Origin of the sequence: Burkholderia cenocepacia (assembly GCF_900446215.1) — a bacterium.
GTDB lineage: Bacteria > Pseudomonadota > Gammaproteobacteria > Burkholderiales > Burkholderiaceae > Burkholderia > Burkholderia cenocepacia.
In genome coordinates this window covers 272330-288829 of sequence record NZ_UAQZ01000018.1, presented here as the reverse complement: position 1 = coordinate 288829, position 16500 = coordinate 272330, and the positions used below count along the sequence as shown (strand labels likewise).

The 16500-nt window shown below is 68.3% G+C and carries 11 protein-coding genes; 7 read left to right on the top strand and 4 right to left on the bottom strand.

The window, feature by feature from the left end; all coding sequences use genetic code 11:
• Window positions 1-4: 4 nt before the first annotated feature.
• Window positions 5-193 (bottom strand): DUF3460 family protein, encoded by a 189-nt coding sequence (locus DTA15_RS37895; protein ID WP_006484044.1) that lies wholly within the window; start codon window positions 191-193, stop codon window positions 5-7.
• A 216-nt stretch (window positions 194-409) separates the two neighbouring features.
• On the opposite strand from DTA15_RS37895, the gene DTA15_RS37890 reads away from it, so the two are divergent.
• A complete protein-coding gene (locus DTA15_RS37890; RefSeq protein ID WP_012492817.1) occupies window positions 410-2224 on the top strand; it encodes an autotransporter assembly complex protein TamA in 1815 nt (604 codons plus the stop codon).
• Window positions 2225-2269: 45 nt separating this feature from the next.
• Complete coding sequence (locus DTA15_RS37885) at window positions 2270-6313, top strand: translocation/assembly module TamB domain-containing protein (protein ID WP_006485417.1); 4044 nt, start codon at window positions 2270-2272, stop codon at window positions 6311-6313.
• Between the two features lie 92 nt (window positions 6314-6405).
• Here DTA15_RS37885 and metG read toward each other — a convergent pair whose 3' ends face one another.
• Both metG and DTA15_RS37870 read right to left on the bottom strand, forming a co-directional pair.
• Window positions 6406-8562 (bottom strand): methionine--tRNA ligase, encoded by a 2157-nt coding sequence (gene metG / locus DTA15_RS37880; protein ID WP_006493649.1) that lies wholly within the window; start codon window positions 8560-8562, stop codon window positions 6406-6408.
• Between the two features lie 380 nt (window positions 8563-8942).
• Window positions 8943-9590, bottom strand: a complete 648-nt coding sequence (locus DTA15_RS37870; protein WP_006485420.1) for a YiaD family glycine zipper/OmpA-like lipoprotein — start codon at window positions 9588-9590, stop codon at window positions 8943-8945.
• Window positions 9591-9942: 352 nt separating this feature from the next.
• Between DTA15_RS37870 and apbC the strand changes: the two genes are divergently transcribed.
• The 5 genes from apbC (at window position 9943) to DTA15_RS37845 (ending at window position 15651) form a co-directional block, all read left to right on the top strand.
• Window positions 9943-11034 (top strand): iron-sulfur cluster carrier protein ApbC, encoded by a 1092-nt coding sequence (apbC, locus tag DTA15_RS37865; RefSeq protein ID WP_006485416.1) that lies wholly within the window; start codon window positions 9943-9945, stop codon window positions 11032-11034.
• 133 nt (window positions 11035-11167) lie between these two features.
• Window positions 11168-11704, top strand: a complete 537-nt coding sequence (gene sodC / locus DTA15_RS37860) for a superoxide dismutase [Cu-Zn] (RefSeq protein WP_006493653.1) — start codon at window positions 11168-11170, stop codon at window positions 11702-11704.
• 195 nt (window positions 11705-11899) lie between these two features.
• Complete coding sequence (gene dcd, locus DTA15_RS37855) at window positions 11900-12469, top strand: dCTP deaminase (protein WP_006398615.1); 570 nt, start codon at window positions 11900-11902, stop codon at window positions 12467-12469.
• 81 nt (window positions 12470-12550) lie between these two features.
• A complete protein-coding gene (locus DTA15_RS37850) occupies window positions 12551-14830 on the top strand; it encodes an arginine/lysine/ornithine decarboxylase (RefSeq protein ID WP_006491304.1) in 2280 nt (759 codons plus the stop codon).
• Window positions 14830-15651, top strand: a complete 822-nt coding sequence (locus DTA15_RS37845; RefSeq protein ID WP_012492816.1) for a lysozyme inhibitor LprI family protein — start codon at window positions 14830-14832, stop codon at window positions 15649-15651. The genes DTA15_RS37850 and DTA15_RS37845 overlap by 1 nt, the downstream gene beginning before the upstream one ends.
• A 78-nt stretch (window positions 15652-15729) precedes the next feature.
• On the opposite strand, the gene DTA15_RS37840 is transcribed toward DTA15_RS37845, so the two are convergent.
• Entirely contained in the window at window positions 15730-16413 is a 684-nt protein-coding gene (locus DTA15_RS37840; RefSeq protein WP_006484015.1) for an HAD family hydrolase, read from the bottom strand.
• Window positions 16414-16500 lie beyond the last annotated feature (87 nt).

Sequence of the window (16500 nt, the reverse complement as noted above, 5' to 3'; positions counted from 1 at the left end):
GTCGTCAGAAGTTCTGGTAGTAGACGTACGGCGTTTGCTTCACGCGCGATTCCTGCTGCTCGGCGCGCTCTTCGAGATCGATCGGCTGCTTGTCCCACAGCAGGGAACGGCCCTTGCGCTGCTCTTCTTCGAGCGTCGGCTTCTGCTGCTTGAGCTGGTTCAGGAACTGCGTGACGTCGGACTGGTACGGCATGGCTGGATCTTCCGTTTCGGGCGGCGCACGACGCGCCGGATTCGCGATGGCGGGATTTTACCGCATCACGGGGAACAGCCGGCGCCAATCGCGCGTCGAAACCGCGGGCCGGCGCCTAGCACTCTTTCACAATCGTTTGGCTGTGACGCCCGCGCCCTGTGGTCAAATACAGGGTTTTCCACGAAACCGTGACAATCCAGGACGGCGAGGTCATATTTGGCGGGGCAGTCGAACCAGCAAGCACACACGGCGCATGACGCGGGCCCGCGCGCGGCACGCGCTCGCGCCGGCGCCGCGGCCCGCGTCGCGCGGGCGGCCCTCGCGGGTTGCCTGGCCGCGTGCTTCGCGGTGCCGGCCCACGCGAAGTACGACGTCGACATCGACGCGCCGCGCTCGATCCGCAAGCTCCTCAAGACCCATCTCGACATCGCGCGCTTCGCGAAGCGCGACGACATCAGCGACGACCAGTTCGACTTCCTCGTGACCGCCACGCCGCAGCAGGTGCGCGACCTGGCCGCGACGGCCGGCTATTTCTCGCCGGTCGTGCGCACCGACGTGCGCACGCGCGACGGCAAGCGCGACGTGCGCATCGCCGTCGACCCGGGCAAGCAGACCGTCGTGTCGACGGTCGACCTGACGTTCAAGGGGCCGGTCGAGACCGAGGATCCGAAGCAGGAGACCGCCACCCGTTTCGCGTTCTCGATGAAGCCGGGCGACCCGTTCACGCAGTCCGACTGGGACAGCGCGAAGGGCGCGGCGCTGCGGCAACTGCAGGCGCGCCGCTATCTCGGCGCGAAGATCGCGTCGTCCGAGGCGCGCATCGATCCGCGCACGCAGCGTGCGACACTCGCGGTCACGTTCGACAGCGGCCCGACGTTCACGATCGGCAAGGTTGATGTCGACGGTGTGCGTCGTTATCCGGAAAAGATTGTCACGAACGTCAATCCGTTGTCGGAAGGCGAGATCTACGACGTGCAGCGGATCGCGGAATTGCAGCGGCAGCTGCAGAACACGCCGTACTACGCGAGCGTCGCGATCGACGTCGGCGACGATACGTCGAAGCCCGAGCGCACGCCCGTGCACGTGAAGGTCAGCGAGTTCCCGTACAACAACATCCGCGGCGGCGTCGGCTTCGCCACCGATACGGGGCCGCACGTACAAGGCTCCTATACGTATCTCGACACGTTCGGCGCCGCGTGGCCGCTGACCGTGTCGGGCCGGCTCGACCAGATCCAGCAGTACGGGCAGGTCCAGCTGTCGATGCCGCCGGGCGAGAAGGGCTGGACCAACAGCGTGCTCGCGTCGTACACGAACACCAACGTGTCGGACACCCGCATCTACAGCGCGCGGGTCGGCGTGCAGCGTACGCGCACCGGGCAGTTCATCGACTATTCGTATTCGCTGATGTACTACCAGGATCGGCTCGACCAGAACGGCGCGGGGCCGACCACGAGCCGCGCGCTCGTGCCGCAATGGGCGTGGACCCGCCGCAACGTCGACGATCCGCTGTTTCCGCGCTCGGGCAACCTGATTCATGCGGAGGCCGGCTTCGCGGTCAAGGGCGTGCTGGCCGACGAGACCTTCATCCGCGGCTACGCGCGCGGGCAGCAATACCTGCCGATCGGCAAGCGCGACCTGTTCGTGTTCCGCGCGGAGCTCGGCGGCGTGTTTACGAGCGGCAGCTCGACCGGCGTGCCGGCGTCGCTGCTGTTCCGCGCCGGCGGCTCGAACTCGGTGCGCGGCTACGGCTACCAGAGCATCGGCAACAGCGTCGACGGCTCCGTTCTGCCGACCAAGTACCTGATGACGGGTACGGCCGAATACCAGCACTGGTTCAACCGCGACTGGGGCGCCGCGACGTTCTTCGACATCGGCACCGCGACCGATGCGTGGGGCGAGCGCGTGTTCTACCCGGGCGTGGGCGTCGGTGCGCGCTGGCGCAGCCCGGTCGGCCCGATCAACGTCGACGTCGCGTACGGCCTGCGCAACCACAGCGTGCGCCCGTATTTGACGCTCGGCATCGCTTTCTGAACCTGCCGCCCTATTGACGACCTGACGACCCGCACGACGAACCGCATGACGAAGGACCCGAACGACACGCCGCCGCCTCACGATCCGGATTCGCCCGACGGTGCGCCCGACACGCCGCCGCGCGCGCCGCGCCGTGGCCGTGCGTGGCGTGTCGTCGCGTGGACGCTTGCGACGGTCGTGCTGCTCGTCGTGCTGGCAGTGGGGCTCGTGGCCGGCGCGGTGACGACCGAGCGCGGGACGCGACTCGCGTGGCAGGTGGCCGGCAAGGTGCTCGGGGCACGGCTCGCGGGCACGCTCGAAGGCGGCTCGCTCGCGACCGGCGTGCGGTTGCGCGGGTTCGCGTGGACCAGCCCCGACGGCACCGGCACCGAGGTCCGCATCGACCGGCTCGACGGCCGCTGGGCACTGACGCGTGCGCCGTGGCGGCTGTCCATCGCCTATCTGCGCGCAGGCACGATCGACGTGCGGATCGCGCCGGGGCCGTCGACGCCGAGTACGACGCCGCAGGACCTGAGCCTGCCGCTGCAGGTGCGGATCGACGACCTGCGCGTCGATCGCCTCGCGATTCACGAAGGCGGCTCGACGACGCAGCTCGACCATCTCGCGCTGAACGGCCGCAGCGACGGCCGTCACCATGAACTCGTGCTCGACGGCGTCGATACGCCGTACGGCGCGCTGACCGCGCGCGCGAAGCTCGACGGGGTGAAGCCGTTCGCGCTGACGGGCGAAGCCACCTACGCAGGCAAGCTGTCCGACGAAGCGGTCGACGCGCGGGCCCGTGTGTCGGGCTCGCTGGAGGCGCTCGTCGCCGAGGTCGACGCGAGCGGGATGAAGCTGAACGGGCGCGCGCACGTCGAGGCTGCGCCATTCGGCACGGTGCCGCTCACGCGTGCGTCGCTCGCGTTCGACCACGTGAATCCGCAGGCACTGTCGCCCGGCGCGCCGGCAGCCGATCTCGCGGTGCGCGCCGAACTCGCACCAGTGACCGCGCCGGCAGGCTCGGCGCCCGCGAAGGGCTTCGCGGTGACGGGCCCGGTGTCGATCGTCAACGCGAAACCCGGTACGCTCGGCGACCATCTGCTGCCGGTGATCGACGTGCATGCGACCGTGCATCTCGACGCGCACGCGCAGCGGATCGACGGCCTCGCGCTGAAGCTGATCCGGGACGGCAGCGTGACGGGCGGCGGCACGCTCACGGGCGGCAAGGGCCGCTTCGACCTGAAGGTCGCGAACCTCGACCTGAACGCGTTCGTCGCCGAACTGCGGCCGATGCGCCTCGGCGGCCCGCTCGGCGTGACGCTCGCGGGCGACGTGACGACCGTCGATTTCAACCTGAACGATCCGAAGCTCGCGCTGGGCGCGCGCGCCAAGGTTGCGCTGACGCGGCAGCAGACCGTGCTGACCGATACGCGCGTGACTGCGGCCAAGGGGCGCATCGACCTGACGGGCGTGTTCCGCCACGACGCGCACTCGAGCTATGACGCGAAGGCGACGCTGACCGCGTTCGATCCGCTGCTGCTCGCCGCGATGAGCGCGCCGAAGGCGGGCGGCGGCAAGGCGCCGGCGAAGGCCGCCAGGGCCCCGGCCAAGCGCGGCGAAACGCGCGTGTCGGGCACGCTGACCGCGTCGGGCGCGTTCGCGCCGCAGGTCTCGACGAAGGCGACCTTCAAGCTCGCCGACAGCCTGTACGACGGCGTGCCGCTGACCGGCGCCGGCGTCGTGCAGCTCGCCGGCTCGCGCATCCTGCCGAGCAACGCGAACCTGTCGATCGCCGGCAACCACGTCGACCTGCGCGGCAGCTTCGGCGCACCCGGCGACCGGCTGCGCTTCGTCGTCGACGCGCCGCAGCTCGACCGCCTCGGCTTCGGCATCGAAGGGCTCGTGCAGGCGCAGGGCGACCTGACCGGCAGCTTCGCGCATCCGAACGTGACGGCGACCTACAAGGCCGAGCACGTCGTCGTCGGCTCGAACCGGATCGGCACCGCCCAGGGCCGCGCGGACATCCGCGACGGCGCGCACGGCGCGCTCGTGTTCACGGCCGACGCGGCCGACATCGCGCTCGGCTCGTTCAAGCTGAAGTCGTTGCGCGCGAACCTCGACGGCACGCGCGCGAAGCACACGCTCGACGCGTCGGCGCTCGGGATGGCCAGCGGCCGCGTGATCGACCTGACGCTCGCGGCGAACGGCGGCGTGGTCGAGAACCGCGACGGCATGCGCTGGGACGGCACCGTCACGCGTCTCGCGAATCGCGGCACGCCGGCGCTCGCGCTGCAGGCGCCGTTGACGATATCGGCCGGCGCCGGTCGCGTGACGCTCGGCGCGACGCGGCTCACGCTCGAAGGCGCGGCGATCGACCTGAAATCGTTCGTGTTCGATCGCGGCCAGATGCGCTCGGCGGGCACCGTGACCGGCGCATCGGTCGCGCGTTTCCTCGAGGTGCGCCAGGCGCTGACCGGCCAGCGGCCGCCGGTGCGGACCGACGTCGTGCTCGATGCCGACTGGGATTTCTCGCTCGGTGCGAACGCGACGGGCCACGTGCAGGTGAAGCGCCGCGGCGGCGACGTGACGATCGAGAGCGGGCGCGGCATCGCGTCGCTCGGCCTGACCGATCTGTCCGCCCGGGCGAGCTTCGCGCCCGGCAACCGGCTCAACGTGACGGCGCTCGCGAAGGCGAGCCGGATCGGCACGCTCGACGCGAACGTCACGGTGCCGTTCGCGTTGCGCGACGGCGTGTTCGGCATCGTCGACGACGGTCCGCTGTCGGGCCGCATCGATGCCGACATCCCGGCGCTGAAGACCACCGGCAACCTGTTCGGGCCGAGCTACCTGCTCGGCGGGCGCGCGGCGCTGAAGCTGACGGTTTCCGGCACGCCGGTGAAACCGAACCTGTCGGGGACGCTGACGGGCGACGAGCTGTCCGCGACGCTGATCGACCAGGGCGTGCAGCTGAAGGACGGCATCGTGCGCGTGAAGCTGTCGGACAACCTCGTCGAATTCCAGCAGGTCGAATTTCACGGCGGCGACGGCACGCTGCGCGCGCTCGGCCGCGTGCGCCTCGACGGCGAGGCGCCGGACCTGACCGCGAGCATCGTCGCGGACAAGCTCGAACTGTTCGCGGCGCCCGATCGCAAGCTGTCGCTGTCGGGCAAGGCCACCGTCGCGAACGACGGGCCGCGCGGCGCGCTGTCGATCGACGGCAAGTTCGTGGTCGACCGCGCGCTGTTCGACCTGCCCGAGCAATCGGCGCCGCACCTGTCGGACGACGTCGTGATCGTGCAGCCGGACGGCACGGTGCGCGGCGAGACGCCGACCGGCACCGCGGTCGCGAAGCCGAAGGCGGTCGAGGACAAGCCGGCGCCATCGCTCGCGCCGCGCGCGAACATCGACGTCGGGCTCGGCAACAACTTCCGCTTCAAGGGGCACGGCGCGGATCTGGGACTGCGCGGCACGATCACCGTGATGAGCGCGCCGGGCGTGCCGCTGCGCGCGGTCGGCAACGTGCGTGTGACCGAAGGTTCGACGTACACGACGTTCGGCCGCAAGCTCGCGATCGAGAACGGCTTCTTCACGTTCAACGGCCCGGTATCGAACCCGGGCGTCAACATCCTCGCGATGCGGCGCAACCAGGAGGTCGAGGCCGGCGTGCAGGTGACGGGCACGATCCAGTCGCCGACCGTCAAGCTCGTGTCGGAGCCGAACGTCACCGACAATGAAAAGCTGTCGTGGCTGCTGTTCGGGCACGGCACCGACCAGGGCAACAACGTCGGCCAGCAGGGCGCGATGACGGCGGCGCTCGGGCTGCTCGGCAGCGTGACCGGCAAGCGCGTCGCGCAGACCTTCGGCCTCGACGAGGTGTCGGTCGGCCGTAGCGAAGTCGGCCTGACCGATCCGCAGGTCGTGCTGGTGTCGAAGGCGATCAACGAGCGGTTCGTGCTCGGCTTCGAGCAGGGGCTGCAATCGGCGAGCAACGCGTTCAAGGCGACGATCAACCTGACGCGCTTCTGGTCGGTGTCCGCGTACGGCGGCACGTTCCAGGGCGTCGACCTGAACTACACGCGGCGCTTCGATCGCTGGTTCGGGCAGCGGTGACGGCGGATGCGGCTTACCGGGCAGCGATAAAAAAGCCCCGCACGATTCGACATCGTGCGGGGCTTTTTTGCGGCGGCAGCAGTGCGTTCTGCTTACTTCACGCGCATGCCGGGCTTCGCGCCGCTGTGCGGTTCGAGGATGTAGAGGCCCGGTTCCGCCTTCTCGTCGGTGGCCGACGCGGCGAGCACCATCCCTTCGGACAGGCCGAACTTCATCTTGCGCGGCGCGAGATTCGCGACCATCACGGTCAGCTTGCCGACGAGCTGCTCGGGCTGGTACGCGGACTTGATGCCCGAGAACACGTTGCGGGTCTTTTCCTCGCCGACGTCGAGCGTGAGCTGCAGCAGCTTGTCCGATCCTTCGACCGCCTGGCACGCGACGATCTTCGCGATGCGCAGGTCGATCTTCGCGAAATCGTCGATCGAGATCGGCGCGTCGTCGGCGCCGTTCACGACGGCCGGCTTCGCGTTCGCCTTGGCGTTGCTCTTCGCGTCCTTCGCAGCATTGGCGCCGCCGGCGGCCGCGCCGGCTGCATCGGCCTGCAGCGAATCGCGGTTCGCGGCGAGCAGCGCTTCGATCTGCTTCGCATCGACGCGCGTCATCAGGTGCTGGTACGCCTTGATCGGCTGCGCCGACGACAGCGGCTTCGCGGCATCGGCCCACGCGAGCGGCGCGATCCCGAAGAACGCCTCGACCGCTGCGGCGACGCGCGGCATCACCGGCTTCAGCGCGAGCGACAGCAGGCGGAAGGCCTCGAGGCTCACGCTGCAGGTTTCGTGCAGCGCGACCGCGTTGGCCGGATCCTTCGCGAGATCCCACGGCTTCGCGCCGTCGACGTATGCGTTCACTTCGTCCGCGAGCTCCATCGTGTGGCGCAGCGCGCGGCCGTATTCGCGCGCTTCGTAGCTCGCGGCGATCTGCGGAATCGCATCGCGCAGCTTCGCGACGAGCGGATGATTCATCGCGCTGTCCTGCACGCGGCCGTCGAAACGCTTGATCAGGAAGCCGGCCGCGCGGCTCGCGATGTTCACATACTTGCCGACGAGATCGCTGTTCACGCGCGCCTGGAAGTCGTCGAGGTTCAGGTCGATGTCTTCCATCGTCGCGTTCAGCTTCGCGGCGAAGTAGTAGCGCAGCCACTCCGGGTTCAGGCCGGTGTCGATGTAGCTCTGCGCGGTGATGAACGTGCCGCGCGATTTCGACATCTTCGCGCCGTCGACGGTCAGGAAGCCGTGCGCGAACACGTTGGTCGGCGTGCGGTGGCCCGAGAACTCGAGCATCGCGGGCCAGAACAGCGTGTGGAAGTACAGGATGTCCTTGCCGATGAAGTGGTACTGCTCGGCCTTCGAGCCGGGACGGATCCACGCATCGAAATCGATGCCGTTGCGCTCGCACAGGTTCTTGAAGCTCGCGTAGTAGCCGACCGGCGCATCGAGCCACACGTAGAAATACTTGCCGGGCGCGCCCGGAATCTCGAAGCCGAAGTACGGCGCGTCACGCGAGATGTCCCAGTCGGCGAGCTTGGCTTCGCCCGCGTCGCCGAGCCATTCGCGCATCTTGTTGGTCGCTTCGGGCTGTGCGAGGCCGCTCACCCATTCGCGCAGGAACGATTCGCAGCGCGGGTCGGACAGGCGGAAGAAGTAGTGCTTCGAGGTCTTGCGCACCGGCGTCGCGCCGGACACGACCGAATACGGGTTCAGCAGTTCGGTCGGCAGGTAGGTCGAGCCGCACACTTCGCAGTTGTCGCCGTACTGGTCCTTCGCGTGGCACTTCGGACACTCGCCCTTGATGAAGCGGTCCGGCAGGAACATTTCCTTGACCGGATCGTACGCCTGTTCGATTTCGCGCTCGGCGATCAGGCCGGCTTCCTGCAGCGCGAGATAGATCTTCTCGCTCAGCACGCGGTTCTCGTCCGAATCGGTCGAGTAGAAGTTGTCGAACGACACGCCGAAGCTGTCGAAGTCGCGCTTGTGCTCGGTCCACACGCGGTCGATCAGCTGCTTCGGGGTCAGGCCTTCCTTCTCCGCGCGCAGCATGATCGGCGTGCCGTGCGTATCGTCGGCGCCGATGTAGTAGACCTCATGGCCATGCATTCGCAGCGCCCGCACCCAGATGTCGGTCTGGATGTACTCGACCAGGTGGCCGATGTGGATCTGCCCGTTGGCATAGGGCAGTGCGGACGTAACGAGGATCTGGCGGCTGCCTTGCGGCGCCGCAGCCTGCACGGAAGTGAGGTCGGATGCGGACATAGGGTCTGGAGAAGAACAGCGGGAAAAACGACGGGAAACTGCGATTCTAGCAGGGGCGCGGGCCAGCGCGGCGGGCCGGCGCCGCGGACCGGGCGGCGGAAGGGGCGAGGCCGCACACGCGGCATGCCCGGCGACGTTGTGCTGCAGCGCAGCACGAATTCTCCGGGCAAAAAAAAACCGGGGCGGATACGGCCCCGGAGCAACAACGACAAGAGGAGAATGGTGACGCGCCGGCAACACCAGCCGCGTACCGTAAATACTGACCACGGCCTGCGACAGAAGTTCGAAAATTTTTTCGATTTGTTACCGGCCCCGCCCAAAGCCTTGCCAGGCGGGGCTGTGCGGGCAGGCTGCCCGCACGATTCCTCTCGTGGTCGCGCTTACTGATGCTGTTGCGGTGCGCGCAGGTAGATCTCGACGCGGCGGTTCTGTGCGCGGCCGGCTTCGGTCGCGTTGTCCGCGATCGGGTTCGATGCGCCCATGCCTTGCGCCGACAGGCGGCCGCCGTTCACGCCGCGCTGCACGAGCGCGTTCACGACGCTTTGCGCGCGATTCTGCGACAGCGTCTGGTTCAGCTGGGCCGAGCCCGTGCTGTCCGTGTAGCCGACGATCGATGCCGTCACTTGCGGGTTCTGGTTCAGCGTCGTCGCGAGGTCGTTCAGCAGCGGCGTGAACGCCGGCGTGATCGCGTACTGGTTCGTCGCGAACGTGACCGAGCTCGGCACGTTCAGCTTCAGCGAGCCGTCCGGCTGCTCGGTCACCTGCGTGCCCGTCTGCGCTGCCGACGGTGCGAGCTTGTTCTTGATCGCTTGCCAGTTGTAACCCGTCACGCCACCGACCAGTGCGCCGACGCCCGCGCCGATCGCCGCGCCCTTGCCGCCACCGGCCAGCGCGCCGATCCCCGCGCCCAGCGCCGCACCCGTGCCGGTGCCGACGGCCGTATTGTTGCCTTGCTGCGTGGCGCAGCCTGCCAGCAGTGCGCCGGCGAGTGCGAATACGGACAGGCGAGTCGCGATTTTCATGTTCATCTTGGATTCCTCTCTTGGTTGAACGAGTCGACAACGACGACAAACAACAGTTACGGCTCCCTGCGCGGGCCGTCCGAAAAAGGAAGGCCGGCCTGCGCTCGCGGCAGCCGCCGAGGCGGTCGCATGCCCTGTCCGTCAGCGTGGCTGTTCGGACAGCGCGACGCGTCAGCCTCTACAATATAGGCGGTTAGTGGCCGATTTGGCCCTATAGCGTGCCGCACGCGAAGAGTGCGCCGGGTCGCGCGTTCGCGCAATGGCGTGCAACAGATTCTTTCACTTTTCCCGATTTTCGCAGCGTAATTTGATATTTTTTGACGTTTGCGCGCGAGAAAAACGTTTTCACGGAGTTTCGATGAGCATTGACCGGGCACAAGTCGACGCCGCGCTGGCGGCAGTCGTCGACCCCAATACCGGCCGCCCGTACGCGGCGAACAAGGGCGTGCGCAACGTCGCGATCGACGGCGATGTCGTGGCGCTCGACGTGGTGCTCGGTTATCCGGCGCGCAGCCAGCACGACGACGTGCGTGCGCGCGTCGCCGCGGCGCTCCAGGCCGTGCCGGGCGTGCGCGACGCACGCGTCGCCGTGTCGCAGGAGATCGTCGCGCATACGGTGCAGCGCGGCGTGAAGCTGTTGCCGAATGTGAAGAACATCGTCGCGGTCGCGTCGGGCAAGGGCGGCGTCGGCAAGAGCACGACGGCCGTGAACCTCGCGCTGGCGCTGGCCGCGGAAGGCGCGTCGGTCGGCATTCTCGACGCCGACATCTACGGCCCGTCGCTACCGACGATGCTGGGCATCCACGGCCAGCGCCCCGAGTCGCCCGACAACCAGTCGATGAACCCGCTGGTCGGCCACGGGCTGCAGGCGAACTCGATCGGCTTCCTGATCGAGGAAGACAACCCGATGGTGTGGCGCGGCCCGATGGCGACGTCGGCCCTCGAGCAGCTGCTGCGCCAGACCAACTGGCGCGAGCTCGACTACCTGATCGTCGACATGCCGCCCGGCACGGGCGACATCCAGCTCACGCTCGCGCAGCGCGTGCCCGTCACCGGCGCGGTGATCGTCACGACGCCGCAGGACATCGCGCTGCTGGACGCGAAGAAGGGGCTGAAGATGTTCGAGAAGGTCGGGATTCCGATCCTCGGCATCGTCGAGAACATGAGCATCCACATCTGCTCGAACTGCGGCCACGAAGAGCACATCTTCGGCGCGGGCGGGGCGGAGCGGATGGCGCAGGATTACGGCGTGAACGTGCTCGGCAGCCTCCCGCTCGACATCGCGATCCGCGAGCGCGCCGACAGCGGCACGCCGACGGTCGCGGCCGAGCCGGACGGCGCGCTCGCGCGTCGTTACCGCGACATCGCGCGCGGGGTGGCGCTGGCGATTGCCGAGCGATCGCGCGACATGACGTCGAAGTTCCCGTCGATCGTTGTTCAAAATACGTAAAACCCTTGCGGGGCGGGGCCTCACGCTGTTTACGGCGCCGCGAGGCGCGGTATCATGGCGACTTTTCCCGGGTCCCTTTACCCGCCCGGCGCGGCCGCCGTGTCAAACGGCCGTCAGCCGGCATGAGGATCGAATGAAACAACGACATCACGGCGTGCGCGCCGGCCGCGCGCAGCGCGCGCTGCTGGCCGCCGCCGCGCTGGGCCTGCTGGCCGGCTGTACCTCCTTTTCCTCGTCGCACGAAAAACGGGCCGACGCCCAGCTGCAGCCGACGGTCGGCTCGCAGGCGCGCGGTGCGGTGACGTTCGTCGAGCGCCCGGACGGCGTGCAGGTCACCTACAACCTGGTCGGCCTGCCGCCGAACAGCGATCACGCGCTGCAGGTGCACGAACGCGGCGACTGCAATGCGGGCGACGGCTCGAGCGCCGGCCAGGTGTTCGCGCCGGCCGCCGACCGGCTGCGCGCCGGCGCGCGCGTTGCCGGCGATCTCGGCAACATCCATGCGGATGCGAACGGCGTCGCGGCCGGCTTCATCGTCGCACCCGATCTGGCCCTCGATGGCGTGCGCTCGGCGATGAACCGTGCGGCGCTGGTGCATCGCGACGCGAGCGACCCGGCGTTTGCGCAGCATGGCGCGGGGCCCGCGCTGGCCTGCGGCGTGATCCGTTGACGGCCGCCGCGTGCGCGAGCCGATGATCGCGTAAAATGTCCGCCTTTCCCGGCCGCCGCCTTGCGCGAGCGGCCCTCCCTGACCGTCACGCAGCGTTTCCAGGCGCCCTGATATGAAACGACCCCAACGCTCACTTCGTTCGCTGTCCCCCGAGGGGACGGCCAGCCGCCTCGGGACGGCCCTGCGGAGGCTGGCATGAGCATCAAGTCCGACAAATGGATTCGGCGCATGGCCGAAGAGCACAAGATGATCGAGCCGTTCGTGCCCGATCAGGTCCGCGCGTCCGAGGACGGCCGCCGGATCGTCAGCTACGGCACGTCGAGCTACGGCTACGACATCCGCTGCGCGGACGAATTCAAGATCTTCACCAACATCAACTCGACGATCGTCGATCCGAAGAACTTCGACGAGGGTTCGTTTGTCGATTTCAAGGGCGACGTGTGCATCATCCCGCCGAACTCGTTCGCGCTGGCCCGCACCGTCGAATATTTCCGCATCCCGCGCACCGTGCTCACCGTCTGCCTCGGCAAGTCGACCTACGCGCGCTGCGGGATCATCGTCAACGTGACGCCGTTCGAACCCGAGTGGGAAGGCTACGTCACGCTGGAATTCTCGAACACCACGCCGTTGCCCGCGAAGATCTACGCGAACGAAGGCGTCGCGCAGGTGCTCTTCTTCGAAAGCGACGAGGTGTGCGACGTGTCGTACGCCGATCGCGGCGGCAAGTATCAGGGGCAGCGCGGTGTCACGCTGCCGAAAACCTGATCTGGTTGCATAACGTCTCACCAGTTTCCGGGTGACCGCTGCGCGTGACGCGCCGCGGTCGTTCTTTTTGGAGAATCGCCCATGAAGTTTCGTTTCCCCGTCGTCATCATCGACGAAGATTTCCGCTCCGAGAACATCTCGGGCTCCGGCATCCGGGCGTTGGCCGAAGCGATCGAGAAGGAGGGCGTCGAAGTCCTCGGCCTCACGAGCTACGGCGATCTGACGTCGTTCGCGCAGCAATCGAGCCGCGCGTCGTGCTTCATCCTGTCGATCGACGACGACGAACTCATGCTCGGCGAAATCGGCCCGGACGGCGAGCTGCCCGAGCTCGCGACCGCGATCATCGAGCTGCGCGCGTTCGTCACCGAAGTGCGCCGCCGCAACGCGGACATCCCGATCTTCCTGTACGGCGAGACGCGCACGTCGCGCCATCTGCCGAACGACATCCTGCGCGAACTGCACGGCTTCATCCACATGTTCGAGGACACGCCGGAATTCGTCGCGCGCCACATCATCCGTGAAGCGAAGGTCTATCTCGATTCGCTCGCGCCGCCGTTCTTCAAGGAACTCGTCAAGTACGCGGACGAAGGCTCGTACTCGTGGCACTGCCCGGGCCACTCGGGCGGCGTCGCGTTCCTGAAGAACCCGCTCGGCCAGATGTTCCACCAGTTCTTCGGCGAGAACATGCTGCGCGCGGACGTGTGCAACGCGGTGGACGAACTCGGCCAGCTGCTCGACCACACCGGCCCGGTGGCGGCGTCCGAACGCAACGCGGCGCGCATCTTCAGCGCCGACCACCTGTTCTTCGTGACCAACGGCACGTCGACGTCGAACAAGATCGTCTGGCACGCGACGGTCGCGCCCGGCGACATCGTGCTGGTCGACCGCAACTGCCACAAGTCGATCCTGCACGCGATCACGATGACGGGCGCGATTCCCGTGTTCCTCACGCCGACGCGCAACCATTTCGGCATCATCGGGCCGATCCCGCGCGACGAATTCAAGCCGGAGAACATCCGCAAGAAGATCGAGGCGAACCCGTTCGCGCGCGAGGCGCTGCGCGAGAACCCGGACATGAAGCCGCGCATCCTGACGATCACGCAAAGCACGTACGACGGCGTGGTCTACAACGTCGAGATGATCAAGGACCTGCTCGGCGACCTGCTCGACACGCTGCACTTCGACGAAGCATGGCTGCCGCACGCGACGTTCCACGATTTCTACCGCGACATGCACGCGATCGGCGACGGTCGGCCGCGCACGGGCGCGCTCGTGTTCGCGACGCACTCGACGCACAAGCTGCTCGCGGGCATCTCGCAGGCGTCGCAGATCGTCGTGCAGGATTCGGAGAACCGCACGTTCGACAAGCACCGCTTCAACGAGGCGTACCTGATGCACACGTCGACGAGCCCGCAGTACGCGATCATCGCGTCGTGCGACGTCGCGGCCGCGATGATGGAGCCGCCGGGCGGCACCGCGCTCGTCGAGGAATCGATCGCCGAGGCGATCGACTTCCGCCGCGCGATGCGCAAGGTCGACGCCGAGTACGGCGACGACTGGTTCTTCAGCGTGTGGGGCCCGGACAACCTGTCCGAGGAAGGCATCGGTTCGCGCGAGGACTGGATGCTGAAGCCGAACGACCACTGGCACGGCTTCGGCCCGCTCGCGGAAGGCTTCAACATGCTCGACCCGATCAAGGCGACGATCATCACGCCGGGGCTCGACGTCGACGGCGAGTTCGGCGAGACCGGCATTCCGGCCGCGATCGTCACGAAGTACCTGGCCGAGCACGGGATCATCGTCGAGAAGACCGGCCTGTACTCGTTCTTCATCATGTTCACGATCGGCATCACGAAGGGCCGCTGGAACTCGATGGTGACCGAGCTGCAGCAGTTCAAGGACGACTACGACAACAACCAGCCGCTGTGGCGCGTGCTGCCGGAATTCGTCGCGCAGCATCCGCGCTACGAGCGTGTCGGCCTGCGCGACCTGTGCACGCAGATTCACGACGTGTATCGCGCGAACGACATCGCCCGCCTGACGACGGAGATGTACCTGTCGGACATGGAGCCGGCGATGAAGCCGTCGGACGCGTTCGCGAAGCTCGCGCACCGCAAGATCGACCGCGTGCCGCTCGACGAGCTCGAAGGCCGCGTGACGAGCATCCTGCTCACGCCGTACCCGCCGGGTATTCCGCTGCTGATTCCGGGCGAGCGCTTCAACAAGACGATCGTGAACTACCTGCGGTTCGCGCGCGACTTCAACGAGCGCTTCCCGGGCTTCCACACCGACATCCACGGCCTCGTCGCGGAAGAGGTGAACGGCCGCGTCGAGTACTTCGTCGACTGCGTGCGCGACTGATGGCGACGCACGGACGACTCCGGGCGATGCGCGCGGCGCTGGCCGCGCTCGTCGTCTGGACGGCAGGATTGGCGGGGCTCGCGGGCGCGGGCGTCGCCCATGCGGAAGTCGCGGCGGCCGACCCGATCGACGTCGCGATGCGGCAGTGTCTCGCGCGGCGCGACCGGTCGTCGCCGGCCGGCCAGATCCAGTGCATGGGCGAAGCGCAGCAGCAGTGGCAGACAGTGATGGACGGCGCGTACCAGCGCCTGTTGAAGGACGCGCCGGCCGACGCGAAGCGCGGCTGGCAGGACAGCCAGCGCCGCTGGCTCACGTGGCGCAAGGACGAAGTGCTGCTGCTGAAGGCCGTGTACGACACGACGCGCGGCACCGCGTATGCGATGTCGAGCGCCGACCTGCAGCTGCAGCCGGTGCGCGATCGCGCGCTGGCGTTGCGCGGGGCGGCCGATCGCTATGCGCCGCCGCCGGCCGCCGTGCCGGTTGCGGCGACGAGCGGTGCGCAGGGCGGTGCGGCTGCGGCGGCCGCGCCGGCCGGTACGAAGCCGGCGAACGCGCCGCGCGAGCCGGCGGTGCGCCGCGTGCGACCGTGCGTGCAGGATGCCGCGTGCGAGCATGCGCTGTTCGACCTGAACCGCTATTACCAGAAGCTGCGCCGCAAGATGCCCGCGCATTCGGCCGGGACGCTCGTGCGCGCGCAGCGCGCGTGGGTGGCGTTCCGCGATGCGACGGCGCCGCTCGTCGGCGAGGATGGCCGCGTCGACCTGATCGGCGCGCGCATCGCGACGATGAAGCGGCTGTCGGAGACGGCCGGCAACCGGTAACGGCGCGCCGCTTTCGAGTGGGCGACACGACGGAACGGGCACCCTCGGGTGCCCGTTTTGCATGGCGCGGTGTGCTGCCTACGCGGGCTGCGACGTGCCCTGCAACCCGAACCACGACGGCACGAGCGCGATCGCGTCGTCGAGCGACGCGAGCACGTGCAGGCTCAGCGCGACGATCTCGGGCGTCGGCGCCTTCAGGTCGGGCACGGTGACGACCGCCGCGCCGGCGCCGGCGGCCGACTGCGCGCCGAAGTCGCTGTCCTCGAACGCGACGCACGCGTGGGCCGGCACGCCGAGGCGCTCGGCCGCGAGCCGGTAGACGGCCGGGTCGGGCTTGCCGCGCGCGACTTCGTCGCCGCCCGCGATCGCGCGGAAGAACGGCAGCACGCCGACCGCGCCGAGCCGCGCGCGGATCACGTCGCCCGCGGACGACGACGCGACCGCGCACGGAATGCCGGCCTGCGCGAGCGCGTCGAGCAGCGCGAATGCGCCGGGTTTCAGCGGAAACTTCGGATGCGGCTCGGGCGCCGCGAGCTGTTCGCGCACGCGGACGCGCACCGCGTCGAACGTAGCGGGGTCGCCGATCAGCCGTGCCAGGATCACCTGGCCTTCGGCGAACGAACGGCCGACGATCTGCAGGTAATCGATCTCGGTCAGCACGACGCCGTGCGCATTCGACACGTCGATCCACGTGTTCATGATGGTCCGCTCGGAATCGACGAGCAGGCCATCCATGTCGAAGAGCGCGGCGGAGAAGGTCATCGGGGGCGTCCGTGAAGCGGGGAAGGCGACGGGCGGCGCGCTGGCCGCCCGAATGAAAAACGGACGCCGAAGGCGTCCGTCCGGAAC